Origin of the sequence: Acinetobacter sp. YH12049, assembly GCF_013419875.1 — a bacterium.
Taxonomy (GTDB): Bacteria; Pseudomonadota; Gammaproteobacteria; order Pseudomonadales; family Moraxellaceae; genus Acinetobacter; species Acinetobacter amyesii.
This window is the reverse complement of record NZ_VOZH01000009.1, coordinates 25,794-51,821: the sequence shown is the minus strand read 5'-3', so window position 1 is coordinate 51,821 and position 26,028 is coordinate 25,794. Positions and strand designations below refer to the sequence as shown.

Annotated in this window: 22 protein-coding genes; 13 read left to right on the top strand and 9 right to left on the bottom strand. The window is 41.6% G+C overall.

Annotated features, from left to right (window positions below):
- The first annotated feature begins 1 nt into the window (after position 1).
- From FTU05_RS05485 to FTU05_RS05460, 6 genes are read left to right on the top strand one after another with little or no spacing between them, the layout of a single operon-like run.
- Positions 2 to 1,255 carry an MFS transporter gene (locus FTU05_RS05485; RefSeq protein WP_180089700.1) on the top strand — a complete coding sequence of 418 codons (1,254 nt, stop codon included), beginning with the start codon at positions 2 to 4 and terminating at the stop codon, positions 1,253 to 1,255.
- The gene (locus tag FTU05_RS05480; protein ID WP_168378821.1) at positions 1,252 to 2,100 is read left to right on the top strand and encodes an ABC transporter permease; all 849 of its coding nucleotides are present in this window, start codon (positions 1,252 to 1,254) and stop codon (positions 2,098 to 2,100) included. Before FTU05_RS05485 ends, FTU05_RS05480 begins: the two co-directional genes overlap by 4 nt.
- Positions 2,097 to 2,891: an ABC transporter permease gene (locus FTU05_RS05475; RefSeq protein ID WP_180164493.1), complete on the top strand. Its 795-nt coding sequence runs from the start codon at positions 2,097 to 2,099 to the stop codon at positions 2,889 to 2,891. The genes FTU05_RS05480 and FTU05_RS05475 overlap by 4 nt, the downstream gene beginning before the upstream one ends.
- A 12-nt stretch (positions 2,892 to 2,903) precedes the next feature.
- A complete protein-coding gene (locus FTU05_RS05470) occupies positions 2,904 to 3,959 on the top strand; it encodes an ABC transporter substrate-binding protein (protein WP_257230088.1) in 1,056 nt (351 codons plus the stop codon).
- Between the two features lie 2 nt (positions 3,960 to 3,961).
- The gene (locus tag FTU05_RS05465) at positions 3,962 to 4,795 is read left to right on the top strand and encodes an ABC transporter ATP-binding protein (RefSeq protein ID WP_078191496.1); all 834 of its coding nucleotides are present in this window, start codon (positions 3,962 to 3,964) and stop codon (positions 4,793 to 4,795) included.
- Positions 4,796 to 4,815: 20 nt separating this feature from the next.
- Positions 4,816 to 5,646 (top strand): ABC transporter permease, encoded by an 831-nt coding sequence (locus FTU05_RS05460; protein ID WP_078191495.1) that lies wholly within the window; start codon positions 4,816 to 4,818, stop codon positions 5,644 to 5,646.
- Between the two features lie 173 nt (positions 5,647 to 5,819).
- Here FTU05_RS05460 and FTU05_RS05455 read toward each other — a convergent pair whose 3' ends face one another.
- Positions 5,820 to 6,914 (bottom strand): sigma-54-dependent Fis family transcriptional regulator, encoded by a 1,095-nt coding sequence (locus FTU05_RS05455; RefSeq protein WP_168378817.1) that lies wholly within the window; start codon positions 6,912 to 6,914, stop codon positions 5,820 to 5,822.
- A 230-nt stretch (positions 6,915 to 7,144) separates the two neighbouring features.
- On the opposite strand from FTU05_RS05455, the gene FTU05_RS05450 reads away from it, so the two are divergent.
- Entirely contained in the window at positions 7,145 to 7,360 is a 216-nt protein-coding gene (locus FTU05_RS05450) for a molybdopterin-binding protein (protein WP_067765474.1), read from the top strand.
- Positions 7,361 to 7,405: 45 nt separating this feature from the next.
- On the top strand, positions 7,406 to 8,230 hold the full coding sequence (locus tag FTU05_RS05445; protein ID WP_180164491.1) for an ABC transporter ATP-binding protein: 825 nt from the start codon (positions 7,406 to 7,408) through the stop codon (positions 8,228 to 8,230).
- Positions 8,231 to 8,393: 163 nt separating this feature from the next.
- Here the strand turns inward: FTU05_RS05445 and FTU05_RS05440 are convergent, their stop codons facing one another.
- The 4 genes from FTU05_RS05440 to FTU05_RS05425 all read right to left on the bottom strand — a co-directional run bounded on the left by FTU05_RS05440 (position 8,394) and on the right by FTU05_RS05425 (position 14,345).
- Positions 8,394 to 9,746, bottom strand: coding sequence for an LLM class flavin-dependent oxidoreductase (locus FTU05_RS05440; protein WP_180164541.1), 1,353 nt, complete (start codon positions 9,744 to 9,746; stop codon positions 8,394 to 8,396).
- Positions 9,747 to 10,058: 312 nt separating this feature from the next.
- Complete coding sequence (locus tag FTU05_RS05435; RefSeq protein ID WP_180049457.1) at positions 10,059 to 11,420, bottom strand: LLM class flavin-dependent oxidoreductase; 1,362 nt, start codon at positions 11,418 to 11,420, stop codon at positions 10,059 to 10,061.
- A 255-nt stretch (positions 11,421 to 11,675) separates the two neighbouring features.
- The gene (locus FTU05_RS05430; protein WP_180164489.1) at positions 11,676 to 13,043 is read right to left on the bottom strand and encodes an MATE family efflux transporter; all 1,368 of its coding nucleotides are present in this window, start codon (positions 13,041 to 13,043) and stop codon (positions 11,676 to 11,678) included.
- Between the two features lie 147 nt (positions 13,044 to 13,190).
- Positions 13,191 to 14,345: a methionine aminotransferase gene (locus FTU05_RS05425; RefSeq protein WP_180164487.1), complete on the bottom strand. Its 1,155-nt coding sequence runs from the start codon at positions 14,343 to 14,345 to the stop codon at positions 13,191 to 13,193.
- A 230-nt stretch (positions 14,346 to 14,575) separates the two neighbouring features.
- Here FTU05_RS05425 and FTU05_RS05420 point away from each other — a divergent pair, with 230 nt between their 5' ends.
- From FTU05_RS05420 to FTU05_RS05410, 3 genes are read left to right on the top strand one after another with little or no spacing between them, the layout of a single operon-like run.
- A complete protein-coding gene (locus tag FTU05_RS05420) occupies positions 14,576 to 17,881 on the top strand; it encodes a type VI secretion system Vgr family protein (RefSeq protein ID WP_180164485.1) in 3,306 nt (1,101 codons plus the stop codon).
- Between the two features lie 3 nt (positions 17,882 to 17,884).
- On the top strand, positions 17,885 to 20,119 hold the full coding sequence (locus tag FTU05_RS05415; RefSeq protein WP_180164483.1) for a LysM domain-containing protein: 2,235 nt from the start codon (positions 17,885 to 17,887) through the stop codon (positions 20,117 to 20,119).
- Positions 20,120 to 20,127: 8 nt separating this feature from the next.
- Positions 20,128 to 21,024: a hypothetical protein gene (locus FTU05_RS05410; protein WP_180164481.1), complete on the top strand. Its 897-nt coding sequence runs from the start codon at positions 20,128 to 20,130 to the stop codon at positions 21,022 to 21,024.
- A gap of 77 nt (positions 21,025 to 21,101) precedes the next feature.
- Here FTU05_RS05410 and FTU05_RS05405 read toward each other — a convergent pair whose 3' ends face one another.
- Positions 21,102 to 22,022 carry a Dyp-type peroxidase gene (locus tag FTU05_RS05405; protein ID WP_180164479.1) on the bottom strand — a complete coding sequence of 307 codons (921 nt, stop codon included), beginning with the start codon at positions 22,020 to 22,022 and terminating at the stop codon, positions 21,102 to 21,104.
- Between the two features lie 159 nt (positions 22,023 to 22,181).
- Here FTU05_RS05405 and FTU05_RS05400 point away from each other — a divergent pair, with 159 nt between their 5' ends.
- On the top strand, positions 22,182 to 22,802 hold the full coding sequence (locus FTU05_RS05400) for a LysE family transporter (RefSeq protein WP_180164539.1): 621 nt from the start codon (positions 22,182 to 22,184) through the stop codon (positions 22,800 to 22,802).
- Between the two features lie 105 nt (positions 22,803 to 22,907).
- Here FTU05_RS05400 and znuB read toward each other — a convergent pair whose 3' ends face one another.
- The 3 genes from znuB to FTU05_RS05385 are packed head-to-tail and all read right to left on the bottom strand — an operon-like array spanning position 22,908 to position 24,973.
- Positions 22,908 to 23,708, bottom strand: a complete 801-nt coding sequence (gene znuB, locus FTU05_RS05395; RefSeq protein ID WP_111885884.1) for a zinc ABC transporter permease subunit ZnuB — start codon at positions 23,706 to 23,708, stop codon at positions 22,908 to 22,910.
- A 3-nt stretch (positions 23,709 to 23,711) separates the two neighbouring features.
- The gene (znuC, locus tag FTU05_RS05390; protein ID WP_180085678.1) at positions 23,712 to 24,494 is read right to left on the bottom strand and encodes a zinc ABC transporter ATP-binding protein ZnuC; all 783 of its coding nucleotides are present in this window, start codon (positions 24,492 to 24,494) and stop codon (positions 23,712 to 23,714) included.
- Entirely contained in the window at positions 24,476 to 24,973 is a 498-nt protein-coding gene (locus tag FTU05_RS05385; protein ID WP_180164477.1) for a transcriptional repressor, read from the bottom strand. Before FTU05_RS05385 ends, znuC begins: the two co-directional genes overlap by 19 nt.
- Positions 24,974 to 25,112: 139 nt before the next feature.
- On the opposite strand from FTU05_RS05385, the gene FTU05_RS05380 reads away from it, so the two are divergent.
- Entirely contained in the window at positions 25,113 to 25,952 is an 840-nt protein-coding gene (locus FTU05_RS05380) for a metal ABC transporter solute-binding protein, Zn/Mn family (protein ID WP_180105976.1), read from the top strand.
- Positions 25,953 to 26,028 lie beyond the last annotated feature (76 nt).

Here is a 26,028-nt window from a genome sequence, read left to right as displayed (position 1 = left end):
CATGAGTCGTCCGATTGAAAGCAATGTAATTGCCAGTCCATTAACCACCAAATTTATGAGCAGTTTTGTGCTGCTCACGATTTTGGCTGGACTGGGTGTGGGTGTCGCACGGGTATTAATTTCCTTGTATGCCGTGCATTTAGAAGCCACCGAATTGCAATTGGGGCTAATTTCTGCAGCGCAAAATTTTGGCATTTTGATCATGGCATTGCCGATTGGTGTGTTGGTACAGCGCTCTGGATCTTTGAAAATATTCTGCATCGGCAGTGTGTTGGGCGCCGTGGTGTATAGCTTAACGCCACTCAAAGCCGGTGCATGGTATCTCTTTGCAGTCACAGCCTTAGTAAGTTTTGTCTTACCCATGCGCTTTGTTTCGATCAATACCGTTTTTTTGAGCAACTTAAAACGTTTAGGTCCAGCCCGTGCGGGTTGGTTTCGCGGTTCGCACATGATGGGATATTTCCTGATTGCGCCTGCATTGAGCGTGTTGTTGATCGAGCATTTCGGCTATGGCGGAAGTTTTTATGTGGTGTCTTTGCTTTTTTTAGGCACCTTGCTGTTGGCTCCGTGGTGCTTTCAACGTAGCACTCCACAAGCGACGAATCGCCCGCATTTTCAATGGCGAGATATTGTGGCGCCTTTGGCACTCATCAAAACCCATGCCTCACTGCGGATTGTCTGCATATTGGAATTTTTGAGCAGCGTGGCAAATAACTACTTTGGCTTTTTCATTGTGGTGATTGCTATCCAAAGTTTTGCACTTTCAGAGCCAATGGCGGTGATGCTGCTGACCGTACAAGGCATCGTCTTTGTGGGATCGCTATTTAGCATGGGCGGTTTGGCTGAGCTGATGGGTTATCAAAAGTTTTATTTGATTGGCCTAAGCCTGATGGCAACGGCATTACTGATTTTAGCCTTAACCAAAATCACGCTGTTGATGTGGCCTGCTTCGGTCATGTTTGGACTTGGACTCGGTATGTTGCATATCGCCAATTTTATGTCTTTCGCCCGAGTGGGTGAGCAAACCGCGATGGCTAAGATTTCTCCAATTTTAGCCCTCGTCGGACCTTCGGGTGGACTGTGGGGTGGCTTGATAGGCGCCGTATTTGGTGCACAGGTTGGACTACAAAATTTATTTTTACCGATCGGGCTGGTGTTTATTGGTCTGATTATTTTGATCAGCAAAGATCAGGAATTTATTCAATTTTTAAAACCTGATGTCTCAGAACAGAGCGTAAAAGGACAAGAATTATGAGCCTTACGGATGTATCTGCACATTCGGTTCCCTTGCAAAGTGACCGAAGTGCGTTGGATTTTTTTAAGACCTATTTAAAACTAACTTTGCAAGTGGCGTGTGGACTCCTGATGCCAGTTTTGTTGTTCGGTCTATGGTATGTGGCAACACTTAAACAGTGGTTGCCTGAGCAGATTTTACCTGCACCGAGTCTGGTGTGGCAAAGCACAGTCGAATTATGGCAAAGCGGTGAATTGAGTTTTCATTTTGCCATTAGTGCCAAACGTATTTTATGGAGTGTCTTGCTTGGCGCCAGTGTCGGGATTTTGCTTGGCACAGTGTTGGGATTGGCAAAACGTAGTCGGGACTTTATTTTTCCTACGGTGAATCTTGTTGCGCAATTTCCCATAGTTGGCTGGATTCCATTATTGATGATTTTCTTAGGCATCGATGAGGCTTTGAAGATTGCCGCTATTTCATTGGCTGTGTTACCACCGCTGTTGATTGCAACCTATAAGGGCATTACTCATGTGCCGAATAGTTTGATGGAAGTGGCAGAGGTTTACCAATACAGCAATTGGCAGAAACTCAAAGAAGTGATTTTCCCAGCTGCACTACCCAGTGTGATCAGTGGTTTACGTCAAGGCATTATGCAGGCGTGGTTGGCATTGGTTTTTGTCGAGTTATTAGCAAGTAGTGAAGGAATTGGTTATCTCATGGTGTGGGGACGTCAGCTAATGCAGATGGACTTAATCTTCATGGCGATCATCCTGATTGGTATTACGGGCTATGTCTTAGATACCTTTCTGGCTTGGTTAGAAAAAACGGCACGCTTTCACGCAACCCGAGTAGGAGGCAACTCATGAGCATTCTTTCATTACACGGGGCAGCGCACCAAGTCTTAGTTAAAGCAGCAAAAGCACTCGTTCTACCTGTGGCATTTATCGCACTGTGGGTTGTGGCTTCACAGCAAAATTGGGTTGATCCAAAGTTGATTCCTAGTCCATGGCTCGTGCTGCAAAAAGCTGTGACCGTGCTCCAACAACCGAGCTTTTTGACAGGCTTTGGCGAAAGTTTGGCACGAAATTTTATCGGCTATGGCCTAGGTGCGATAGCGGGTGTGCTGTTTGGCATCTTGATCGCGAGTTCACGCCTTTCGAATTGGTTATTTGCACCGAGCTTTCATGTATTGCGTCAAATTTCGCTGTTTGCATGGTTGCCACTAATTTCGACCTTTTTAGGTGAGGGACACGGCGCCAAAGTGCTGTTTATTACCTTATCGGTGTTTTATCCCGTGGCGCTACACACCTTTGAAGGTGTGAGCAGTATTTCGCATAAATATCGTGAAGTGGCCGAAGTCTATCAATTTCCCAAGGCCTACGCGTTTCGTAAATTGATTTTGCCCGGCGCTTCGGCTCAGATTTTTGTCGGTTTACAACTTGGGCTGATTTTCGCATGGCTTGCCACTATTGGCTCTGAATTTTTATTGGCGAACTATGGCAATGGTCTGGGCAATATCGTGATTCAAGGGCGTCAGGCTTTTGATGTCGAACTGATTATTTTTGGCATGTTGCTGATTGGTGCTGTAGGCGTGTTGCTCAATACGGTACTGACTTGGGTTGAACGTAAAGTTTTAGCTTGGCAGCAGGTTGGATAGGAGAACACAACAATGAAAAAAATGACAATCCATAACATTCCTCAACTCTGGCGCAATATGTTCCTTGCAGCATTGGTCGGTGGCACAGCCTTGGTTGGTTGCAGCACGCAGCAAGTGGATGAACCTCAGCAAATGGCTTTAAAAGAACTACGCTATCAAAGCTATCCGGGACTGGTGTCTTTGCCTGAGTTGGCACAAGACTTGGGCTATTTAGGCGACATTAAACTCAGTTATGTCGGCACAGTACAAGGTGGGCCACAAGATTTACTCACCTTGGTGGCAGGAGATGTTGATTTCGCTGGAGCCTTTAATGGCGCTGTGGTGAAAGTTATTGCCGCGGGTCTAGATGTCGTTCCCGTAGTGGCTTCTTATGGCAGTGATGCTGAACAAAACGTGGGTTTCTACGTGCTAGAAAATAGTCCTATACGTGGCCCACGAGACTTTATTGGCAAGAAAGTCGCAGTGAATGCCTACGGGGCACATTATGACTTTGTGGTGAAAGACTATTTGGCTCGTCATGGCTTAACTGACGATGAAATCCGACAAGTTGAGCTGATTATGTTGCCACCAGTGAGCTCAGAACAAGCTCTACGGAATGGTCAAATTGATATTGCGGTGTTCTCAGGCATTTTGGAAAAACGGGCCTTAAAACATGGTGGTGTACGTAGCATCTTTAAAGATATTGATTTATACGGGCCCTTTACCGCAGGCAGTTTTTCGATGCGTGGAGAGTTTATTCAAGCGCATCCTGAGTTGGCTCGTACTTTTGTCAGTGGCGTGGCCAAAGCTCAGGAATGGCTACACAACACGCCGAAAGAGCAAATCATTGCCCGTATGGAAAGCATTATTGAAAAACGTCAACGCAATGAAAATACAGCACTGATTCCATATTACACAGGCACAGGTGTCCACGAAGTGGGTGGTGTGCAAAAAGATCAGGATTTTGCCCCATGGGTGAGTGCCTTAGAAAAAGAACACAAATTAAAACCAAATCAAATTGAGGTCAGTCGCATCTATAGCAATGAATTTAATCCCTATGCGAACGACCAAAAATCAAAAGGAATATAACAATGACCAGTGCATTACATTTAGATCACGTGCGTAAGGTATTTCCTGCACAAAACCATGTCGGCAGTAAAAACTATAAGCCTGAATTTGTTGCCGTAGAAAATGTCACTTTGGATATTCAGCCGGGTGAATTTGTTTCAATCGTGGGGCCAAGTGGCTGCGGAAAATCTACATTATTAGACTTAATTGCGGGTTTAACCAAACCTTCGGCAGGGCAGATTTTACTGAGTGGCAAGCAGATTACTCAACCGGGTTTAGACCGTGGCATTGTGTTCCAGCAATATGCGCTCTATCCATGGTTAACCGCACTGGAAAATATTGAATTTGGTCTAGAAGCCAAAGGCGTAGCAAAAAAAGAACGCCGTGAAAAAGCCGAATACTATTTGCAGCTTGTAGGCTTAAGTGGCTTTGAAAAGCATTATCCAAATGAGCTTTCCGGCGGGATGAAGCAGCGGGTTGCGATTGCCCGAAGTTTGGCTTATGAACCAGAAATTTTATTAATGGATGAGCCCTTTGCTGCCTTGGATGCGCAAACCCGAGAAACCTTGCAAGCCGAGTTGATCAATATCTGGAAAAGCTCGAAAAAAACCATCGTTTTTATTACTCACAGTATTGATGAAGCGATTTATCTGAGTCAGCGTGTGGCGATTATGACATCAAGACCGGGGCGGATTAAGGAAGTGATTGAAATTCCGCAAAGCCTGCGCAGTTCTAGTGAAGATGTCCGTTCATTGCCTGAATATGGCCGAATTCGCCACAAAATTTGGTCATTGCTCAGTGAAGAAGTGATTAAAGCGCAAGCCCTCGAAAAACATAAACAGCTTGCACATAACTAAAATATTCAGAGGATTTATTTATGTCATCGACTAAACAAGCCATCAGTTATACGCAAACCTATAACGACATTAAACCCCGACTACAGTTCACATGGTTAAACACGGTCTTTAAACGCACCATTGCCATTGTGGCTTTTTTCTTGCTGTGGGAGATTCTGCCGCGGAGTGGTGTGGTCAATCCAGCCTTTTTACCGCCGCTATCTGTGGTGTTAGAAACCACATGGCAGCTATATCAAAGCGGGCAATTAGGCATCCATTTCTTGGCCAGTATTCAGCGTTCCATTATTGGTTTCATTTTGGCCCTAGCGATCGCCATTCCATTGGGTCTCATCATTGGTTGGTACAAGCTCGTGGCTGAAACCTTAAATCCATTGTTAGAATTGTTTCGGAATACCACAGCACTGGCGTTAATGCCGCTGTTCATCTTATTTTTAGGCATTGGTGAAACCTCAAAAATCAGTCTGTTGGTGTATGCATGCACATGGCCGATTTTATTGAACACCATTACAGGCGTACAAACGGTCGATCCTTTACTGATTAAATCGGCACGAACCATGGGCCTAAAACCCTATCAATTGTTCAGAAAAGTGATTCTACCTGCATCCGTACCCACGATTTTTGTCGGTATCCGTCTGGCAGGGGCGATTTCGATTTTGGCCTTAGTGGCAGTAGAAATGTTTGGTGCCAAAGCAGGTCTGGGATATCTGATTATTTATTCGCAATTTAGCTTTGAAATTCCACAAATGTTTGTAGGCATATTAGTCATTACCCTCGTGGGTTTATCCTTCAACTACTTCTTGATTGGACTAGAAAAATACTTTACAGCATGGAAACGTAACCCTGTGGAATAATCTAAATGAAATAGGAAATAAATAAAAACCTCGCTTTATACCGAGGTTTTTTTATTGCTGATTTTTATATTTAAAATAATGCAATGAATAAAGAATAATGTAGATGAATATTTAATTGGAATTTTTGTCTGAATTATTATTTTAATGTGGAGATAATAAAAAATATGACTTATTTATAATAAGCCATATTTAATTAGGCGAGTGCGAATGACGTTGCGTGTCACTCCAAGCAAACGAGCCGTATGCACTTGATTGTATTGACAGTGTTGATACGCACTTCGGATAAATTTTTCTTCAATCAGCTCATTAATATTGTCTTGCTTGAGTTGATTTGCGGCTTGAAAAATTTGTAAAAAGGTCTGCTCAAGTAACTGTCCAGCATCTTGAATATCCTTGATATTGGCTACAGCCGAGGTGGCATTTTGTAAGTTAAACGGTTCTGCACGTGAAAACGACGATGTACTTTGAATACTCGAAAAACTAATATCTTCCGGTTCAATTACGCCTTTTTCACTGACTAAAATCGCATGTTGAATGGTATTTTCTAATTCGCGAATATTGCCCGGCCAGCTATGTAAACTGAGTTTTTTGAGAGCCAGTTGGCTGAGGCGTAATGGTGTGTCATGTGGATTGGTTTGATAGACCTGAATGAAGTGTTTAACCAAAGGCAAAATGTCACCACGACGCTCTGCGAGACGTGGAATACGTAGCAACGCCACATGTAAGCGGTAGAATAAATCTTCCCTGAAACGCCCGTCCTGTACGGCATGCTCCAAATCGACATTGGTTGCGGCAATGATCCGAACATTAATCGGAATGGATTTGAGGGAGCCGACTCGAACGATCTCTCTTTCTTGTAAAACACGGAGTAATTTGACTTGCATTTGTAAGGACAGATCACCAATTTCATCTAAAAATAAGGTGCCATTATGGGCTGCTTCAAACCAACCGACACGGCTATTAATTGCCCCTGTAAACGCTCCTTTTTCATGTCCAAATAATTCGCTTTCGACTAATGACTCGGTAAAGGCACCACAGTTCACTGCGATAAATGGACCTTTGGCACGATGGCTCAATTGGTGGATTTGGCGTGCAACCAATTCTTTACCTGTGCCTGTATCACCAATGATGAGTGCATTGGCCTCACTTGGCGCAATTTGTTCAATTCGTGACAACAACGCTTGCGATAACGGGTCTGCAAAGACCGTCGCTGTTGCCCGTTTATGTTTCAGTGCAGAGGGCACTGCAGGGTGGGTCAAAATAGACATATCGTTTCTTATAGTTGTTGAAAATGCAGATCATGATGAAAGATTTAAAAATAAAAGATAAATAATAATTCGATATTTAAATATCAGTTTCATCGATAAATTCATGTATGGATTATTTATCTGATTTTAAGATAAATAAAATCGGGATAACTAAAGGATAAATCAAGATATAGCAAGTGATTGAACTGTTTTATAGTAAAGCTCTCTTAATAACAAAAGGCATAATTAAAATGGCGATTACTTCAGTAAATGTGCGAAACCAATTCAAAGGCGTGATTAATGAAATCGTAGAAGGTCCAGTGGTTTCAGAAATTGATGTGGAAACCAAAGCGGGTTTTTTTACGTCCGTGATCACGACGCGTTCGGTGAAGGATTTAGATTTAAAAGTAGGTTCAGAGGTGGTGGTGTTAATTAAATCGACGGAAGTGTCACTGGCTAAACTTTAAGGTTTAGTCCAGCAAAGTTTGTCAGCACAAATAGAGAATAATGATATGAGCGTAGAACAAGCTGGTTCGGTTTCTATTCAGCAGCTAACGAAACATTATCCCACACAAAAGCAAGAAGACTTAACCGTACTTGAGGACATTAACCTGAATATTCAGCCGGGTGAGTTCATCAGTATTGTGGGAAGTAGTGGCTGCGGAAAATCCACATTATTACGGTTGTTGGTTGGTCTAGAGCGTCAGTTTCAGGGCCAGATTTTGGTTGATGGTCAGCCTATACAGGGCACGAGTTTGGAACGTGGTATCGTGTTTCAAGATCATCGCCTGTTTCCATGGTTGACGGTACGGGAAAATGTACGGATTGCATTGCATAAAAGCCAGTTTAGCCGTGCAGAAGAAGATGTATTGATTGATGAACATTTAGAGTTGGTCAAATTAACCCAATTTAAAGATGCTTATCCTTCGCAGTTGTCTGGTGGGATGAATCAACGTGTAGCGATTGCCCGTAGTTTGGTGAATCGACCACAGATTTTACTGCTCGATGAACCCTTTGGCGCACTTGATGCGTTGACGCGGCAAAATTTACAGGATGAATTACAGCGAATATGGCAAAGTGAAAAAATCACCATGATTATTGTCACCCATGATGTCGAAGAAGCGGTATTTTTGGGTGATCGGGTAGTGGTCATGCAGCCACATCCGGGACGAATTAAACGTATTGTAGATATTCATTTAGCCCATCCGCGTAAACGCGAAGATGTCCGTCTGACCAATATTAAAAATGACATTTTGACTGACTTTAGTGATCCAGTAAAAGATCAGTTGCCTGAACCTTTATCTCACCGATTTGCCGATTATAAATTTGCATGGTAAGTCTGAATTGACCATCACCTAAACTTTTAAAAGCCCTGAATTCAGGGCTTTTTTAGGCTTATCAAATATAGGTCAGTATGATCATCGCTTAAGTTGGATTAATATCAGTCCATAAAAATGCCCCTGTTGGGGCATTTGTTTTTCAGTTTTATCAAGCGTTGGTTTATGAGGCTTGAGAGGTATGTCTTTTTTCTAAAACATATTGGTTTTCAGGTCGTTTTAAACCTAAGTTTTCACGTAAGGTCTTGCCTTCATAAGCCGTGCGGAATAGACCACGACGTTGCAGTTCAGGGACAACCAAATCCACAAAATCATCTAAGCTTGCAGGTGTGGTTGGTGGCAAAATATTGAAACCATCCGCCGCTTCATTTTCAAACCACGCTTGTAGTTGATCGACTATTTGTTCGGGTGTTCCGATCAGTGTCCAATGCCCACGTGCGCTTGCAACCCATTGGTAAAGTTGTCGGATGGTAAAATTATTGTTACGGGCAATCTCTAAAATCAGTTGTTGACGGCTTGCGCCATTTTGCGCCTGTGTTAAATGTTCTGGCAGCGCTTGGTCGAGGTCAAATTGCGACAGGTCTTCAGTAAAACCACCCAATTGTTTGAGTAAGTTCAGTCCCAAAGTCGGATGAATATATGCATTTAATTCATCGTATTTTGCCCGAGCTTCGGCTTCAGTTTGTGCAACAAAGGTCGACACACCCGGCATGATTTTTAAGTCATCGGCATGGCGACCATATTTGATAAGACGCGACTTTACATCACGATAAAAGGCTTGGGCATCTTCTAATTTTTGCTGTGCGGTGAAAATGACTTCGGCATATTTGGCGGCCAGTTCACGACCATCTTCAGACTGACCTGCTTGCACAATCACGGGATAGCCCTGTGGTGGACGAGCAATATTTAATGCACCATGTACCGCAAGATGCTTACCCTTAAAGCGAGGTGGATGCAGTTTATCGCCCGTGAAAAATTGCCCAGTCTGTTTATTGTATTCAAAGGCATCATCTTCCCAAGAGTCCCAAAGCTTTTGTGCCACTTCTATAAATTCATCCGCACGTTCATAGCGTTCTTTGGGGAGCAGCGCATCATTGATGCCATAGTTTTTTGAAACCACACTGCCAGAAGTGGTCACCACATTCCATGCCGCCCGACCTTCAGACAGATGATCTAAAGAGGCAAATTTTCGCGCTAAATTATAAGGTGCTTCATAGGTGGTCGACGCTGTGGCAATAAAGCCTATATGTTCGGTTACCGCTGCAAGTGCAGAAAATAGGGATACCGGTTCGAGCCCGGCAGAGAAGGTGCCATTCAGCCCCAAATCAGGTGTTGTATCAGGATCGACGGTGACGGGAACATCCGCAAGGAAATAGGCATCAAATAAGCCACGCTCTGCGGTCTTTGCCAGTTCAATAAAGTATTTTAAATTGTGACTATCCTGTGGGCGAGCCTGCGGATGGCGCCAACCTGCCACATGTTGCGAAGTCCCCGGTACGAAAGCCCCTAAGCGGATTTGACGTTTTTACATAAATAAACTCTGTAAATGTTATTGTTCACTAGGGGGTATTACAATGTTTATGCCAATTAAAATATTGTTATAAAACAATTTATTATTTTATTTTGAAGTTTTTACTGTTTTAAAATCAACAGAGAAATTAATCGCTTGTTGTGGATGCATCATCCAAAATCTTGCAGAACTTATCTGTTTATATATAAACACATAATAAAATTAAGGGATTTTGTGCAGATGGCCTAACTCAGATAGAAAAAATGCCTCGGAAGAGGCATTTTAGAGATGGGTTAATAAAAACACTGTAAAAATTTACTAAGAGGCCTGCACCTGTTGATTCTTCAGCACATATTGATTTTCAGGGCGTTTTAGACCGAGGTTTTCACGTAAAGTCGTGCCTTCGTAGGCTGTTCGGAATAGACCGCGACGTTGCAGTTCAGGAACGATGAGATCGACAAAGTCATTTAACCCCGCAGGTGTTGTTGGCGGTAGGACATTAAAACCATCGGCAGCGTCATTCTCAAACCATTCCTGCAGTTGGTCTACGACTTGTTCCGGCGTGCCGATCAAGGTCCAATGTCCACGGGCTGAAGCGATATATTGATAGAGCTGACGAATACTAAAATTGTGCTTCCGGGCAATATCAATCATCATCTGCTGACGACTGGAGAAATTAATGTCTGCATCTTCTATTTTCGGGAAAGGGGCATCTAGATCAAATTTGGCCAGATTAATGCCACCTGCCAAAGCAGACAATAAACTTAAACCCACTTCTGGGTGAATTAAACTATTTAAAAAGTCATATTTTTCTTGGGCTTCTTGAGTTGTCTTGGCAACAAAAATCGAAACGCCCGGCATAATTTTCAGGTCATCTGCATGGCGGCCATATTTCACTAAGCGGTTTTTGACATCACGATAAAAGGCTTGCGCATCTGCTAAATTCTGTTGTGCAGTAAAGATCACTTCGGCATATTTACCGGCCAGTTCACGACCATCTTCAGATTGTCCTGCTTGAACAATCACCGGATAGCCTTGCGGTGGGCGAGAGACGTTGAGTGCACCCAGTACTTGATAATATTGACCTTGATGATTGGGCTGATGTTGTTTGCGGGCATCAAAAAATTGCCCGGTTTCTTTGTTGTAATGGAAGGTATCATCCTCCCATGAGTCCCAAAGTTTTTGAGTCACCTCAATAAATTCATCGGCACGTTCATAACGCTCTTTGGGTTCAGGGTGCTGCTGAATGTTAAAGTTTTTTGCGGCATCGGCAGAGGCTGTCGTTACCACATTCCACGCAGCACGACCTTTAGAAATATGATCTAAAGAGGCAAATTTACGCGCCAAAATATAAGGGTCTTCATAAGTCGTGGATGCTGTGGCAATAAAGCCAATATTTTGCGTCACAGCCGAAAGGGCAGCAAATAATGTGACGGGTTCAAAGCCAACGCCTTTATCGCCCAAACCCTTCTCACCTTCGACAGCAGAACTCCAACGGACAGACAGACCATCGGCAAGAAAGTAGGCATCGAATAGACCACGTTCTGCGGTTTTTGCCAGTTCAATTGCATAATCAATATTGAGATGATCTTGTGGGCGCGATTCGGGGTGACGCCAACCCGCGACATGCTGTGAGGTGGTTGGAATAAAAGCCCCAAGCTTTATTTGACGTTTAGACATAAAAAATTTCTCATCCCAATTATTCTTAAAAGATAAAAGGGATAAGAACAAAATCTATGCCAAACTGTAATTGTTTGAAAATATGCAACTTTTAAATCTATTGTGTTTTAAGTGTAGATAAATCAACAGGATATAAAACCAAATGTTGAAAAATAAACAGCAGTTTAACGGCAAACTTTATGTATGAATCTGTACAAGGTTTTCCATATGTAAACCCTAAAAGTATGTATCGGCTTTAGACTTTATAAGCGAACCTTATAGCAATACTTTGATGGCTTTTCGTCTCCATACCAGTTGGTAATACAGCCCTTGTAAGATACATAAGCTGACAAAGGCCAAGGCATAGGCATACCAAATACCTTTTAAGCCCCACCATTCACTGAATAGGTAGGCACACGGCACTTCAATGCAAATAATCGCCATAATATTAATAATCATCGGCACGGTCACTGTTCCGCTGGCCCGCATAATGGAAGCAAAAATCGCACTGGCACCAAAAAATAAAATCGACCAAAGCACAATGAACAGCAATTCTTGACCGAGAACCACAACTTCAGGATCTGTAATAAACAGCGCCATTAAATATTTAGAGAACAAATAGCCCAATGCCACCAAAATACCAGTAATAATGAAATTCATCCCGATGGCCGTACGTTTCACGCGATTAATTAGTTCAGATTGACCCGAACCGATGGCTTGCGCGGCAAAAATAGAAGCTGCAATCGCGATGGACAAGGCCGGGAATTGGATATAGTTCAAAACCTGATTGACCGCGCCATATGCAGCAGTAGCATCAGCACCATGGCGGTTAACTAAACCGACAATCACGAGACCAGCCACAGAGGTCGTGACCATCTGAATACCCGTTGGAATCCCCAGTCTTAAGGTAATTTTGCTGAGATCATGTTGATGGCGAATATGACGAATCAACTCGAAGTCGAGTTTGAGCGGGTGATCTTTCTTTTTTAAATAGAAATATAAAAACACCAAGGCAATTAAAAAGCCGATATGACTGGCAATGGCAGGGGCAATAATACCTAAACTTGGAAATCCAAATTTTCCTGCAATTAGTACTGGTGTAATGATCAGCCCTGAACCAATGGTCATACCTGACGCAATCAGCGGTGTTGTACTGTCACCGACCCCACGCAAAATCGAGGTGTAAATAATATAAATAAAGAGCAGTGGACTACCCGCAAGCATCCATTGCACATAAGGCAAAGATAAATGCATCACGTCTGGGGCTGTGCCTAAGGCCAATAAAATGGGCTTGGCAAATATCACCCCTAAAAAGGCAATGATGCTGCCACCAATCAAGGTCATAAACAGCGTGGAACCCACGACGGTACGAACTTTTTCAAGGTTTTGCGCGCCCCAAGCTTGACCCACCAACACGGTTGCACCTGCCGATAGTCCAATCACAAAAGCCATTAAACAGAACAAAATTGGGAAAAATACCGCGACGGCTGCAATGGCATGCACCCCAAGCATCTGACCGACAAAAATGGTATTAATGGTCCCAGATAAATTCTGCAAAATATTGGTGGCGATCAAAGGCACCAGAAAAACTAAAAACGTTTTCCATAAATTTTGCTGAGTAACGAGGGACTGTTGTTTTGACATGCTCAGGTCCTAGACGCGGCTTTTTATGATTTTAAGTTACTGATAACACTATCATGTTTGCATTCAAAAAAGCCTTAGTTTTTGAGTAACCAAGGCTTCATTATTTCTACATGTCTGTTTTAAAAAAACGTTTGGGCAGATACTGCTTTAAACCGCGGAGAGGATCTCTGCAGCTCGATCTAAGGTGGCATCTTGTTTGGCAAAACAGAAACGTAATAAGCGTAAATTTTCCGGCGGTTTTTGATAGAACACTGAGACTGGAATCGCCACGATTTTATGTTGTTCTGCCAACAACTGACACATTTCCACATCGCTTAAATCTGGGCGTATGCCACTGTAATCTAGGTTTTGGAAATAGGTGCCTGCTGATGGAATCAACTCAAATCTAGAGTGGCTTAAGCCGGCATTGAAACGGTCACGTTTGGCTTGGTAAAAATCGGCCAATTCAGCAATGTGCTCAGGATGTTCTGCCATAAAGTTAGCCAATGCCATTTGTACAGGTGTAACACCGCAGAAATTGGCAAATTGATAGATTTGGCGAAACACTTGCATCAAGGCTGGCGCTGCAATGCAATAACCAGTTTTCCAACCTGTGACGTGAAAGGTTTTACCAAATGAGCCCACGACAAAACTGCGTTCACGCAGCTCAGGAAATGACAAAGCAGATAGATGCTGACGACCATCAAAAATTAAATGCTCATAGACCTCATCCGACAGCACTATAATATTTTTATCTTGAATCAGTTCGATTAAGTTGAGCCAGTCCTCACGCCCCCAAATAGCACCTGTTGGATTATGCGGTGTATTGACAATAATCATCCGGGTTTTATGGTTAATTGCAGCGGCAACACGATTCCAATCCACAGTAAAATGTGGCGTCTCTAAGGCAATGTGAATGGGATGAGCCCCAACCAATTTTACACTGGGCGCATAACTATCATAGCTCGGATCAAAAATAATCACTTCATCATCCGCATGAACCACGGCTTGAATGGCACTAAAAATACCAATGGTTGCACCCGGGGTAATGGTCACTTCGGTGTGAGGGTCAATATTTAATTGGTCTCGATGGGCAAACAGTTGGACCAATTGCTCACGTAAATGCATCAGTCCATCGCCGGGTGCATATTGGTTAAAACCCTGTTGCGTCGCATCACTTAGCGCATTTAACAGTGCTGGAGGTGCAGGAAAATCAGGAAAACCTTGAGATAAGTTCAGTGCATTTAGACGCTGCGCCATTGCACTCATAACGCTAAAAATAGTCACACCTTGGGCAGGCAGTTTGGATTCAATTGTGATCATGGAGCTTAAAATTTTTTATAGATTGCATTTTGAGTGTAGCAGCATCTCAGCGGCTGCGAAAAGTTAGCTTAGCAAAAATGATCCAGTATTGATGTTCCTATTCACTTGAATCCTAAAGTGATGTGAAAGCCAAAAAGAAGAATTCAACAAATTATTTGCAAAATAGGGTAGACGAAAAAATAATCATTTTCTAAAATGCGAAGTTTATAAAAAATATTTTCCTTATAACAATGCTTAAAAATATTCACGCCATGGTGGAAAACTTTGGCTTTAGCGTACAGAAACGTGCGCTACATATTCATTTTTCAAATGAATCATTAAACACAGAAGTTTTTATTCAACGGATTGAGGGTCAACACCGTATCAATCAAGGCTTTCGTGCGGAAATTATTTGTCTCTCGACCAATGCTCATCTGGCTTTAAAGCAGTTTATCGGTGGCCGAGTGGCTGTCGATCAAGTGACAGATTTGGGACAACTCAGTCGCCTGACTGGTGTAATTACGGGGGCTAGCCAAGGTCAAAGTGATGGTTCGCTGACGGTATATAAACTCATTATTGAAGATGCGACAGCACTTTGGCATAAGCGCCGTAATAGCCGTGTATTTATGAATAAGTCGGTGCGTGAAATTACCGAAGTGCTATTTACTGAGTGGCAGCAAAAAAGCGCATTATTTGCCGCGAGCTTGAGCCTCAACATGGATGGATTGACTCGAAACTATGATGTTCGGCCATTTACTATGCAAGCCAATGAGAGTGACTACGAATTTCTGACTCGACTGTGGCGTAGTGAAGGGATCAATTGGTTAATTGATGAAGCTGAGTTATTTGTCGCATTTTCGGCTGCACCGATGCAAGCACAGCAGCTGCGTTTAATTGATACGAATCAAGCTTATAGTGCTTTGGAACGGAAAAAAATTCGCTTTCATCGGAGTCATGCCACGGAACGCTTGGACACGATCACCAGTTTTGTGGCAGAACGTTTTTTACAATCGACCACGATTCAGACGCAGCGTTGGCAAGCTCAACAATTGGCACAAGACCAAAGTAATCCGCTCTTAAGCGCCCATGCACAGAGTGAGCAACAGCACAATGAAACCTTAAGTTTAGAGCAGGCGTGGACCATGAGTTCGGCTTGGACAACCGACCTTAAAGGTGCAGATCAGGCAACCACTTCAAATACACAGCAATTGGATCAGTTGAATCGGCAACTCAATCAATATCAGGAATTACAAGCCAAATATTTTACCGCCAGCAGTAGTGTGCGGGATGCGCAAGTGGGGTATTGGTTTGAATTAGAAAATCATCCTGAAATCGATCAACATCAAACGACAGATCGTGAATTTCTCATATTGGGCAAAGCATTTTATAACCAAAATAATTTACCCAAAGATATTTTGGTTCAATTAGAAAAGTTACTTGCCGCGAGCCGTTGGCTATCTTTAGGGGATGAACGGCAGGCCAATGAGCTGTATGTGGTCCGTCGGCAAATTTCTGTGGTGCCTGAATATGATCCTTTATTACACCGGCCACCTGCGTTTCCACAGCGGGCTAAAGTGGTCGGTCCAGAAGGTGAAAGTATTTATGTCGATGCTTGGGGGCGTATCAAAGTTCGGTTTACGTTCACCCGCAGTGATGATCACAGTCATGATGGTGGAGCAGGGAGTAATGATAATGACAGTGACTCGGCTTGGGTCGATGTACTGACTCCATGGGCGGGTGAAGGTTATGGGGCACGTTTCCATCCTCGTATTGGTGAGATCGTGGTCATCGACTTTTTTGAGGGTGATGTGGATCGTCCCTTTGTGGTAGGACGAATACATGAAGCTGAACGCTCTCAGACCATGTTTGATCTCAAAGGTCAGCTTCCTGAAACCAAAAAACTCAGTGGTATCCGCTCACAAGAAGTTGCGGGAGCAGGCTTTAACCAACTGCGCTTTGATGACACGACGGGGCAGATCAGTACCCAATTACAGAGTAGTCATGCAGCGACACAGCTGAATTTAGGTAATCTCAGCCATCCTAAAGAACAAGACAGTAGCCATGGCCGTGGTGAGGGATTTGAGCTACGAACGGATGCTTGGGGGGCAATGCGTGCAGGTAAAGGTTTACTCATTAGTACCTATGCGCAGGATAAAGCCGTTGCCGATCATCTTGCTGCTGCTGAAGCTCAGTCGCTTTTAAATCAAGGGCATCAGAGCATGAATATGCTGAGCGATTTAGCCGTAAAGCAGCAGACCGATGCATTAAATGTGATTAATCGTTTGCCGAAGTTAATAAACTCTTTAGAAATCAAAAGTACTGCCGAAGGTGTCAAAGCGACTTTAAATTTGTTCAAGGAGGATTTAAGTCGAGACCCATTGGCAGCGTTAAAAAACTGCAAAAGTTTTGTCAAAGAAATGGGCTCAATCGCACATGATGTCAAAAGTACAGTAAAAGAATTTAAAGCATTTTTTAATGATGCTGAAGATGCCTTTGATAACTTAAAGTCTGTCATAGATCATATTGAAGAAAATGGTAAAGATGTGATTCAAGGGCGGGTCGCAAGTCTGAAAAGCAACCTAAAAGAAGATCCATTAAAAGCATTAAAAGATGTGGGCAAATTGATCGAAGACATCAAATTTAACCCTGATGATTTATTGAATAATGGTGGTTTTGGTTTGCCACCAGCGATGACACCCATAAAAGCATTAGAAAAAGTACAAGGCTTTATGGAAGGCTATGCGCAAGGTTTAGAAAAATCCAATACAGCGGCAAAACAAGAACAAGGCAAATTATTCCGCCAAGCACTGATGTTACTTGCATCACCTAATGGTATTGCACTCACTACACCGGAAGATATTGTATTACAAGCCTCACAGGATATTGCAGAAAGTGCACAAGGTTCGATTAATTTCAGTGCTCAAAAGAATATTGTTGGTCATGCACAAGACAAGATCAGTTTGTTTGCTGCTCAAAAGGGCCTGAGTGCTTATGCTGCAAAAGGCAAAGTTGAATTACAGGCGCAAGATGATGCGATAGAAGCGATTGCTCGTAAGGTGATCAAGCTTATTTCAACTGAAGATAAGATCGAAATTACTAGTCCAAAAGAGATTGTATTAACAGCTGGTGGTTCTCAGCTAAAAATTAATGGCAGTGGTGTATTTAGTACGACGGGTGGCAAGTTTGAGAGTAAGGCGGGGCAGCATTTGTTCATGGGTGGGGCTAAAACAACGTATGAAGTTCCTCAGTTACCAAATACACCTTTATTTAGTAATAAATTAGATGTTTATGATTTATTTTGGGAAAGTGACTTTAGTCAGCTTAGCTACAAAGCGTTTATACCAGAGACAAATTCTTTTGTAACTGGTCAAATTGATGAGCATGGTCGAACTGGAAAAATAAGTACATTAGACCCGTCTAAAGTGCAAGTTCTGGTAGGTTCTGATGATGATTGGGGAATATCAATAGAAGGTTTTGACGCAGAGGATTTTTCTGATAATCCAAATGAACAGAATCTAAACACTAAAAATTATAATGATGAAGAATATAAGGGTTAAGTTATGACCAATACTAGAAAATCTTTAGTCACTATTAAAATCGTAGATGTATTTGGAAATCCAATTGCGAAAGCTCAGTATCAAGTTAAAAATCAAAAAACTGGGCAATTAATCGCTGCAGGTTCCACTAACACTGTTGGATGTATTGTTGAAATCAGCCGAGATAAAGGCACTGTTTTAGATGTTTATGTTAAAAGTATGTTTAATGGCATAATGATTAAAGTACAGTCTTTCGCTATGACAAAAGATCGTATGCTAGTAAAAATTGCAAGCCCTAAACTTTTATTGGATTTGAAAACCTTGAATAATCAAGGAGCAAGTGGAAATTATATAAGAAAGACGCATACAGTTAAAAAAGGTGAAAATCTCACAGGAATAGCGCAAAAATATAAAACAACAGTCAGAGCATTGGAACGCTTAAATAAAATTGATGACCCTAATAGAATTTACGTTGGTCAGGTCATTAAGTTACCTGTTGATATTCCTGCAACTGGAAATCACACGCACCAAGAAAAAGCCAGTACAACTCAGAGAGCAGGTTCAACTCCTAAAAGTACCACATCTCAAAAAACTCAGCCATCATCTCAACCACAGAGCACACGAACAACTCCAACAAAGCCGAATCAAGATGGAGGTGTGATGGGAACTTTGGAGGGGTGGGGGAATAAGGCTTTTGAGAAAGCTAACGAGGCATATGAACAAGGTAAACAAGCTTTAAATGAGTTGGCTGATGGGGCCGCGAAAATTTTCACTGTTGAAGATCGAAGTCAGGAGGGAGGAACTCCTAAAGCAAATGTACCAAATTTATGTAAAACTAATCCTCAGTGCATTGCTAGTGGAAAAAGTGAGTTAATACGAGAGGTGAATATTCGTTTAGCAGGTTTTGGTGGAGCATTGCCAACGGATGAATTTACTGAGTTAACGGCGAAATGTATAAAGCAGTTCCAACGAGATTATATGGGAGTTCCTGATACGGGTAAGATTTGTGGGAGTGTTTTGGCAGCACTCGATAAATTTTATTATGAATATCCTATCAGTGGATTTATGGCGAAAGCTTCATGCCCATGTGGTAAATGTACAGGGTATGGTAATAATAGAAGAGGAGTTAGATCTGGAAGTAATATGGCTAATGAATATCCAGGAATACATAGATCATTAATATGGATACTCAAAGCTTTAAATTTTTATTTGAAGAATGAGTTTAAATCGAGAAAACTAGAAGTAGCTTATATCGAATCTGGGTATAGATGTATAGAACATAATAAGCAAAAGAGTCGTACAAGTGTAAACCATATGGGATTAGCATTAGACTTGCATATCAATAAAAATGGATCAAGAACTAGAGAGCTGTCTGATATGGAGTTTATCAGAAAAAATGTCATGGCTGTAAAGATGGGAGCTACTGAACAACGTGCAACGAATAAAATATATTTGGAGCCAAAAGTTTTTAATAATGGTGATTCTGGTGCTACGACATGGGTTCATTTCGATATAACCAGGTTGCAAACTTCATATTTTGCAGATCATTTTTTTAAAAAAAGTGTTACAGATCTGAACGGAAGATCTCTAGTAGAGATAGTGGGTAGGCTTAATTTAAATCAAATTTTAGGGTGTGCTGGTATAGCTGCAACTTCAAATAATGTTGCCAAAATTTCAGATAAAACTATTGATGAATTAGTTATTGAATTAGGTGATGCTATTGCAAGTGGAGAGGGAAGTTATGAAGCATGGAATGCAGGTGCTCCAGAAGGTAAAAGGGTTAAGTTTGGTAAAATGAATGATACACTCGGTACAATAACTGGTAAAACAATTAACCAGCTTTTAGATGCAGCAAAAAATTACACTTGGCAAGATAATCGGAGACGATTTGCTACAGGGAAATACCAAACTATACCTTCAACATTAGCAGCAGCGAAAAAAAGAATGAATTTATCAGGTAATGAACTTTATGATGCAAATATGCAAGAAAGAGTATTTAAAGAGCATTTACTAAGAGGAAGGTCAGCAATATATAATCTTATTGATAAAGGAACTGGAACAGTTGACCAAGCTATGATTGATGCATCAAAAGAATGGGCTTCAATAGCATTGCCTAAGGGTAGTAAAAATAAGTTTGGCGTTATTTCAGATGGAACTATTGGATATCATCAATCTGGAACGAATAGAGCAAATTCTCACTCAACGGCAAAAGTTAGGCAAATTTTTGAAAAAATTAAACAACATCATTCAGTAAAGTAGGTCTTATAATGAAAATTAAAAAATTTTTTTGGGTAATCGCTATTGGTATATTGGCATCAAGTTGCTCATATTCAAAAGAACAATCAACTGATACAGTTACGAACAACTCAATTCTGAGTAAAAATAATGTTACTGTTTGTGATATAAAACAAATTAATATAAATTTTTGTAAAGATGAAAAAATATCAATTTATAACAAACACTTAAATGATAAACCGAATTTTTCAAAAGAACTTATTCTTATCGTCATGGATCAAGATAGAGATACAGGAAAAGGCGTTGAACGAAATGTAAAATCTATTATAGTTTTAGATCCTGTTAACAAGCGAGTAATACCCTTTCCACAGGTCGTGGGAAATTTTGTAGATGATAGATTGCAGGTTCTAGAAAATGAGCCACCTATTATTAAGTTTTCTAAATCAAATAATAAAGTATGTATTTCAGGTACAACATATTCTACCGAAGATAATAATATTAATGTAGAGGACGAATGTTACAAATTAGAAAATGGAAGATTTTATAAAAATACTAATACTCAAGTGAGTCTAGAAAATACTCCAGAAGATAAAGTGATTTATAATTCTGAATCTCATTTTAAATGTTTGGATGATAGTAAGTTAAAGGAGTGTTCAGGACTGAATTTACAAAGTACAAGTGAAATGGTTAAGAATTTTGATTTTATTAACCCTAGTGATGGAGCAACTGTTGTTATTAATAGAAATAATTTTGATTTGTTGATTTCTCCATTTGAGGATGAAAGTGGTCATAATCTAAGAGTGATGAAAGTAAAAGATAATAAGTTGATAGAAGAAAAGTTTATTTACGCAGGCAAAAAAGTTGAATTTAATAGTAATTTACAAATGACTTATTATGAAGGAAATAAGAAGAAAATTATTCAGTATTAAATATATAATTTTTTTTTCTTTTATAAATTCTATAGGTTTGGAAGCTATTCATTGATAGCTTCCAAACTAATAAATATTTACCCTTCCAAAACTTCTTCTAACAAATCTTCACTCGGTGCAAAGTAATACGCTCCGTCCATTGGCGTAACAAAGTGAAGTAAGCGGTCATGAATGCCGTCACCACTGGTGCCAAACATACGAACCAACATACTGTCGATAATGCTGAGATCTTTGGTATAGGCAATAAAGAACAAACCTTGGTCACCGCGGCCATCGCCATAAGGCAATGAATGACGCAAAATTGCTAGTTCTTCACCCTCACCATCTTCAACAACGGTACGTGATACATGTGAGTTTTCAGGTTGTTCGTCTTCGTTCAACTCAATCGATTCAAGTTTGGTACGCCCAATCACGTGTTCTTGGGCATCGACTTTGAGCTTTTTCCATTTATCTAAGTTGTGTGCATATCGCTGCGCAAACACAAAAGAACCATCTGCAAAAATGCCTGCTTCTTCAGAAAGTAAAGCTGTTTCAGCACGGTCATCTGGAAATTGAGGGTTTTCAGTACCATCAATAAAGCCAGTTAAGTCACGGCCATCGAAATTGCGGAAGCAAACACGCTCATCTAAAACGTCGACTTTATCTTGAATGCCATCAAAGAAAGCTTGGCTTAAAGCAAAGCAAATATCTGTACGCTGTGCCGCAATGTGAATCAGCACATCTGCTGGCACTACAGGCATGTTAAATGAACCTTGAATTGGATCAAGTTGTTTAAAGCCTGCCGGAGCTTGACTGTAAAGTTGCGCCCAAAGTTCTGGTCCAAAAGCCACAGCCGTTTTAATCTGTGCATTAGGATGTTGGGTAATCAGACGATCACGAGTATTCAATAAGTCTTCAAGTTGTTCTTTTAATTCGCTAATCGTTAAATCTTTTAAACGTAAAACAATAAAACGAGCATGATCTGAGGGTAATGGCAAAATTACAGATTGAGCAGACATTCATGGCTCCTAAAAATTATAATTTCTGAGTGGCTGTGTATATTGTGCCTTAAGCAGCGCTGAGAGTGTAGCCTTCATTTGGCCTTTTAGCTTGCATTATTGTCATGAAAATAGAGTAAATGTCATATAATACAGACCCATTTCAAACTTGAGCTAATGATGTCCTATCAAATCTGGATTGCATATATGTTGGCATGTTGGGTGATTAGTGTTTCCCCTGGTACAGGTGCAATTGCGTCTATGTCGAGTGGTTTGAATTATGGGTTTAAGCATGGGTATTGGAATGCCATCGGCCTGCAATTGGCACTTTTGGTTCAGATTGCCATTGTTGCAGCTGGGGCAGGGGTCTTATTTGCGACGACACCATGGGCATTTCTGATCGTGAAATGGTTTGGTGTGGGCTATTTATTGTATTTGGCTTATTTACAGTGGACAGCGCCAACACAGTCAATTGAAATCCAACAAAATTTGCCCAATAAATCACGTTCAAAATTAATTTTACATGGCTTTTTGGTCAATATGAGCAATCCTAAAGCGATTGTATTTTTGTTGGCAGTTTTGCCGCAGTTTTTAGATTTATCCAAACCCCAATGGATTCAATATGTCATCATGGCTGCAACAATGATTAGCATCGATTTGATTGTCATGGCGGGGTATACCGGTCTCGCTGCAAAAGTGCTGCGGTTGTTAAAATCATCCAAACAACAAAAATATTTGAATCGTACCTTTGCAGTTCTATTTGCTTGTGCGGCGAGTTTATTGAGCTTAGTTCATCAATAAATCCAGTGAGATGATTCTGAGCATCGTATTTGACGTGCAAAAAAAGCCATGCAACTGCATGGCTTTTTTTTGATATGTCGCGAATTGAGCAATGAACGTTGCTACTCAAGCGACTTTCTTAAATTTTTGTAGAATAAAAATCAGGGCAAAGAGCAGCGCCATAGTTAATACAATGGTCAGTCCTGTAGAGGTGTTTAAACCAGCACTTGACCATAAACCTACAGTTACACCGACTTGGGCAATGATGAAAGACCACAGCACCATTTGCTTCGGTGAATTCGCCAATAAACGAGCGGTTAATGCAGGAATCACTAACAATGCACCCATCAGCAATGAGCCGACAGCACGTAAAGCCAATACGGTAAATAATGCCAGTAATAACATAAAAATCAGACGTTGCCATTTAGCGCTGACACCTTCACTGACCGCAATATCGGGGTCAATGGCAATCTGAATCTGCGATTGCCAACTTTTATACAGCACGGTCAGTGCCACAATGATCACCATTGCAAAGACAGGCAAATCTGACCAAGAAATGGTGAGCAAGTCGCCAAATAAATAGCTGAGTAATTCAGGTCTTAAGCTGGGCAAATGTTGTATGAAGAGTAAGCCAGAGCACAGGAGTGTTGCTGAACATAGCGCGAGCAAGGCGTCATTGGGCAAGCGAGGGTCGTGTAACACCCATAAGATTGCAACCAATAAGAGCGCAATCAATGTAACGCCTGTCCAAAGCGGTAGACTCATCGCACCGGCAATGGCGACACCGAGTAAAGTGCCATGTGCCATGGTGTCCGCAAAAAATGACATGCGACGCCATAACATTAAACAGCCAAGCGGCGCAGTCAGGAACACCAGCAAAGTGCCCATGATCCATGCTGGCAAAAGGAGTTGTAGCCATTCCATCATGGATTATGCTTCCGGTTCAGGGTGAATATGGGGACGAGAGTCGTGCTGGCAAGGCGTTGCACTATCGCCATGCGCACAGTGATCATGATGGTGTTGATAGAACACACGATTTGTTCCAAAGATCGCTTGATATTCAGGATGTTGCTGTACATTTTCAGGCAAGCCACTGCAACAAATATGTTTGTTCAGGCAAACCACACGGTGCGTGCCTTGCATGACCCATTGTAAATCATGAGAAACCATCAAAACTGCACAGCCATATTTTTCTGGCAAGCTACGCACGTAGTCATACAGTTCCGCTTCAGACTGGATATCCAGACCTTGCATAGGTTCATCCAGAACCAATACATTCGGTTGACGCAATAAAGCCCGTGCAATCAGAACGCGTTGACGTTCGCCGCCCGATAGTTGCTGAACTTTAGATTGTTGTAACTTGGCAATGCCTGTATCACGAATAATTTCTTGCTTGATATTGGCATCACATTTTTCTAGGGCCAATAAATCACACACACGTAGCGGTAAGCTGTGTGATGGATTAAATTTTTGTGGCACATATGAGAATTTTAATTTTTGTGTGCTGATCACTTTGCCAGATACAGGTTTTACAATACCCAACAACACTTTGATGAGCGTGGATTTGCCTGCACCATTGGGACCGATTAAGGTGACAATTTCTTTTTCGTGTAAGGCGAAATCTACATTTTTTAAAATGTCACGTTCATCGATTCGGACATGAACATGCTCTAAAGCCACAATGGGCTTCACATTTAGTGTTTGCTGCGACACTGCTGACAGATCCCTGAAATTTCAATAATACTGTGATGTGCAGTAAAGCCATCGGATGCAGACAATTCATCAAGTTGCGCCATCAAGCCTTGAGCAGATGCTTCTTTGACTATTTTACAGTCTGTGCAAATCAGAAATGCAGCTTGATGTCCTTCGCGCGGATGACAACATGGGATGTAAGCATTAATCGACGTTAGACGATGAATCAAACCTTTTTCAAGCAGAAAATCCAGCGTACGGTACACCGTCGGTGGCGCTGCAGGTCGGTCAGACTCACTTTTGATTTTAGCCAAAAGATCATAAGCGCCCATTGGTCCCGTTGCGTTCAATATCAGTTCCAATACTTCTTTACGCAAGGGCGTAAGTCGAGCACCCGTCGCACTACAGAGACTCTCAGCTTCAGCAAGGCGCTGTTCGACATTATGATGATCGTGTACACCATGCAAAGCATTATGATGTTCGTGTGAACATACGCTCATAGCAAACCTCGAGTACGAAACTGTATAAAGAAAAAGACTTTAAATCTTAACATGAAGCGTAAGTACTTACGAACAGACGTAGGTTTTTTTACGATTTTGTTATATTATAACACTATTCATTTTATGGTGCTCTCTCCCCATGTCCCGTGTATTTCTTTTTTGTAGTTTGGCTTTATTCAGTGTGATGAGCTGGGCGCAAGGTCTCGTTGTTTCTACACAACCGATTTATCTAATCGCAAAGGATGTACTTAAGGGCGTAGAGCAACCGAAATTACTGCTTGACCATCAATCTGGACATGATGTGAGCTTGACGCCTGCACACCGTAAAACCGTGCAAGATGCCAATCTCGTTTTATGGTTAGGTCACGCGCACGAAGCACCATTGGCAAAAATGTTGGGTGAAAGTGGCAAAAGTATCGCTATTTTAGACTCAGGTATTATCAGTGCTTTGCCATTACGTGATGTCCGTGGCAATGCATTAAAAGGCACAATCGATACGCATGTCTGGCTTGAACCAAACAATGCAGTTCGAATCGGCTTTTTTATAGCCGCGTTACGTTCACAACAGTTTCCAGAACATCGTGAAAAATATTGGGCCAATGCACGTGCATTTGCGCAGAAACTCTTGGTTACTGCACAAAAAACCGATGTGTCGAGCCGTGCTCAACCTTACTGGTCTTACCACGATGCCTATCAATATCTTGAGCGCTCACTGAATTTGAAATTTACCGGTGCGTTGACAGATGATCCACATGTCGCACCGACATTGGCACAAATCAAGTACCTGAAAGACCATCGCGCGCAGCCAAAAGTATGCTTACTTGCAGAAGCACATGCCAGTCAAAATCAGTATCAAAAGCTCGGTGGTATCGTCTTTCAGCCAGTTGACGAAACGATGAGTGGGGCAGGGGATTTTGTAACAGCATGGAAGATGTTGGCTGATGAAACCCTTAAATGCACACTAAATGCACGAAAGTAAAGTAAAAAATAAACAACTATTGATTAGTTTGAAAGCAGTTTGCCAATTTAAAAAAACACGACTAAGGTCGGGAAAA

What these genes read in the sequence shown, in the direction of transcription:
- FTU05_RS05485 (WP_180089700.1), top strand. Translation starts at nt 2, where the DNA reads ATGAGTCGTCCGATTGAAAGCAATGTAATTGCCAGTCCATTAACCACC.
- FTU05_RS05480 (WP_168378821.1), top strand. Translation starts at nt 1,252, where the DNA reads ATGAGCCTTACGGATGTATCTGCACATTCGGTTCCCTTGCAAAGTGAC.
- FTU05_RS05475 (WP_180164493.1), top strand. Translation starts at nt 2,097, where the DNA reads ATGAGCATTCTTTCATTACACGGGGCAGCGCACCAAGTCTTAGTTAAA.
- FTU05_RS05470 (WP_257230088.1), top strand. Translation starts at nt 2,904, where the DNA reads ATGAAAAAAATGACAATCCATAACATTCCTCAACTCTGGCGCAATATG.
- FTU05_RS05465 (WP_078191496.1), top strand. Translation starts at nt 3,962, where the DNA reads ATGACCAGTGCATTACATTTAGATCACGTGCGTAAGGTATTTCCTGCA.
- FTU05_RS05460 (WP_078191495.1), top strand. Translation starts at nt 4,816, where the DNA reads ATGTCATCGACTAAACAAGCCATCAGTTATACGCAAACCTATAACGAC.
- FTU05_RS05455 (WP_168378817.1), bottom strand. Translation starts at nt 6,914, where the DNA reads ATGTCTATTTTGACCCACCCTGCAGTGCCCTCTGCACTGAAACATAAA.
- FTU05_RS05450 (WP_067765474.1), top strand. Translation starts at nt 7,145, where the DNA reads ATGGCGATTACTTCAGTAAATGTGCGAAACCAATTCAAAGGCGTGATT.
- FTU05_RS05445 (WP_180164491.1), top strand. Translation starts at nt 7,406, where the DNA reads ATGAGCGTAGAACAAGCTGGTTCGGTTTCTATTCAGCAGCTAACGAAA.
- FTU05_RS05435 (WP_180049457.1), bottom strand. Translation starts at nt 11,420, where the DNA reads ATGTCTAAACGTCAAATAAAGCTTGGGGCTTTTATTCCAACCACCTCA.
- FTU05_RS05430 (WP_180164489.1), bottom strand. Translation starts at nt 13,043, where the DNA reads ATGTCAAAACAACAGTCCCTCGTTACTCAGCAAAATTTATGGAAAACG.
- FTU05_RS05425 (WP_180164487.1), bottom strand. Translation starts at nt 14,345, where the DNA reads ATGATCACAATTGAATCCAAACTGCCTGCCCAAGGTGTGACTATTTTT.
- FTU05_RS05420 (WP_180164485.1), top strand. Translation starts at nt 14,576, where the DNA reads ATGCTTAAAAATATTCACGCCATGGTGGAAAACTTTGGCTTTAGCGTA.
- FTU05_RS05415 (WP_180164483.1), top strand. Translation starts at nt 17,885, where the DNA reads ATGACCAATACTAGAAAATCTTTAGTCACTATTAAAATCGTAGATGTA.
- FTU05_RS05410 (WP_180164481.1), top strand. Translation starts at nt 20,128, where the DNA reads ATGAAAATTAAAAAATTTTTTTGGGTAATCGCTATTGGTATATTGGCA.
- FTU05_RS05405 (WP_180164479.1), bottom strand. Translation starts at nt 22,022, where the DNA reads ATGTCTGCTCAATCTGTAATTTTGCCATTACCCTCAGATCATGCTCGT.
- FTU05_RS05400 (WP_180164539.1), top strand. Translation starts at nt 22,182, where the DNA reads ATGTCCTATCAAATCTGGATTGCATATATGTTGGCATGTTGGGTGATT.
- znuB (WP_111885884.1), bottom strand. Translation starts at nt 23,708, where the DNA reads ATGATGGAATGGCTACAACTCCTTTTGCCAGCATGGATCATGGGCACT.
- FTU05_RS05385 (WP_180164477.1), bottom strand. Translation starts at nt 24,973, where the DNA reads ATGAGCGTATGTTCACACGAACATCATAATGCTTTGCATGGTGTACAC.
- FTU05_RS05380 (WP_180105976.1), top strand. Translation starts at nt 25,113, where the DNA reads ATGTCCCGTGTATTTCTTTTTTGTAGTTTGGCTTTATTCAGTGTGATG.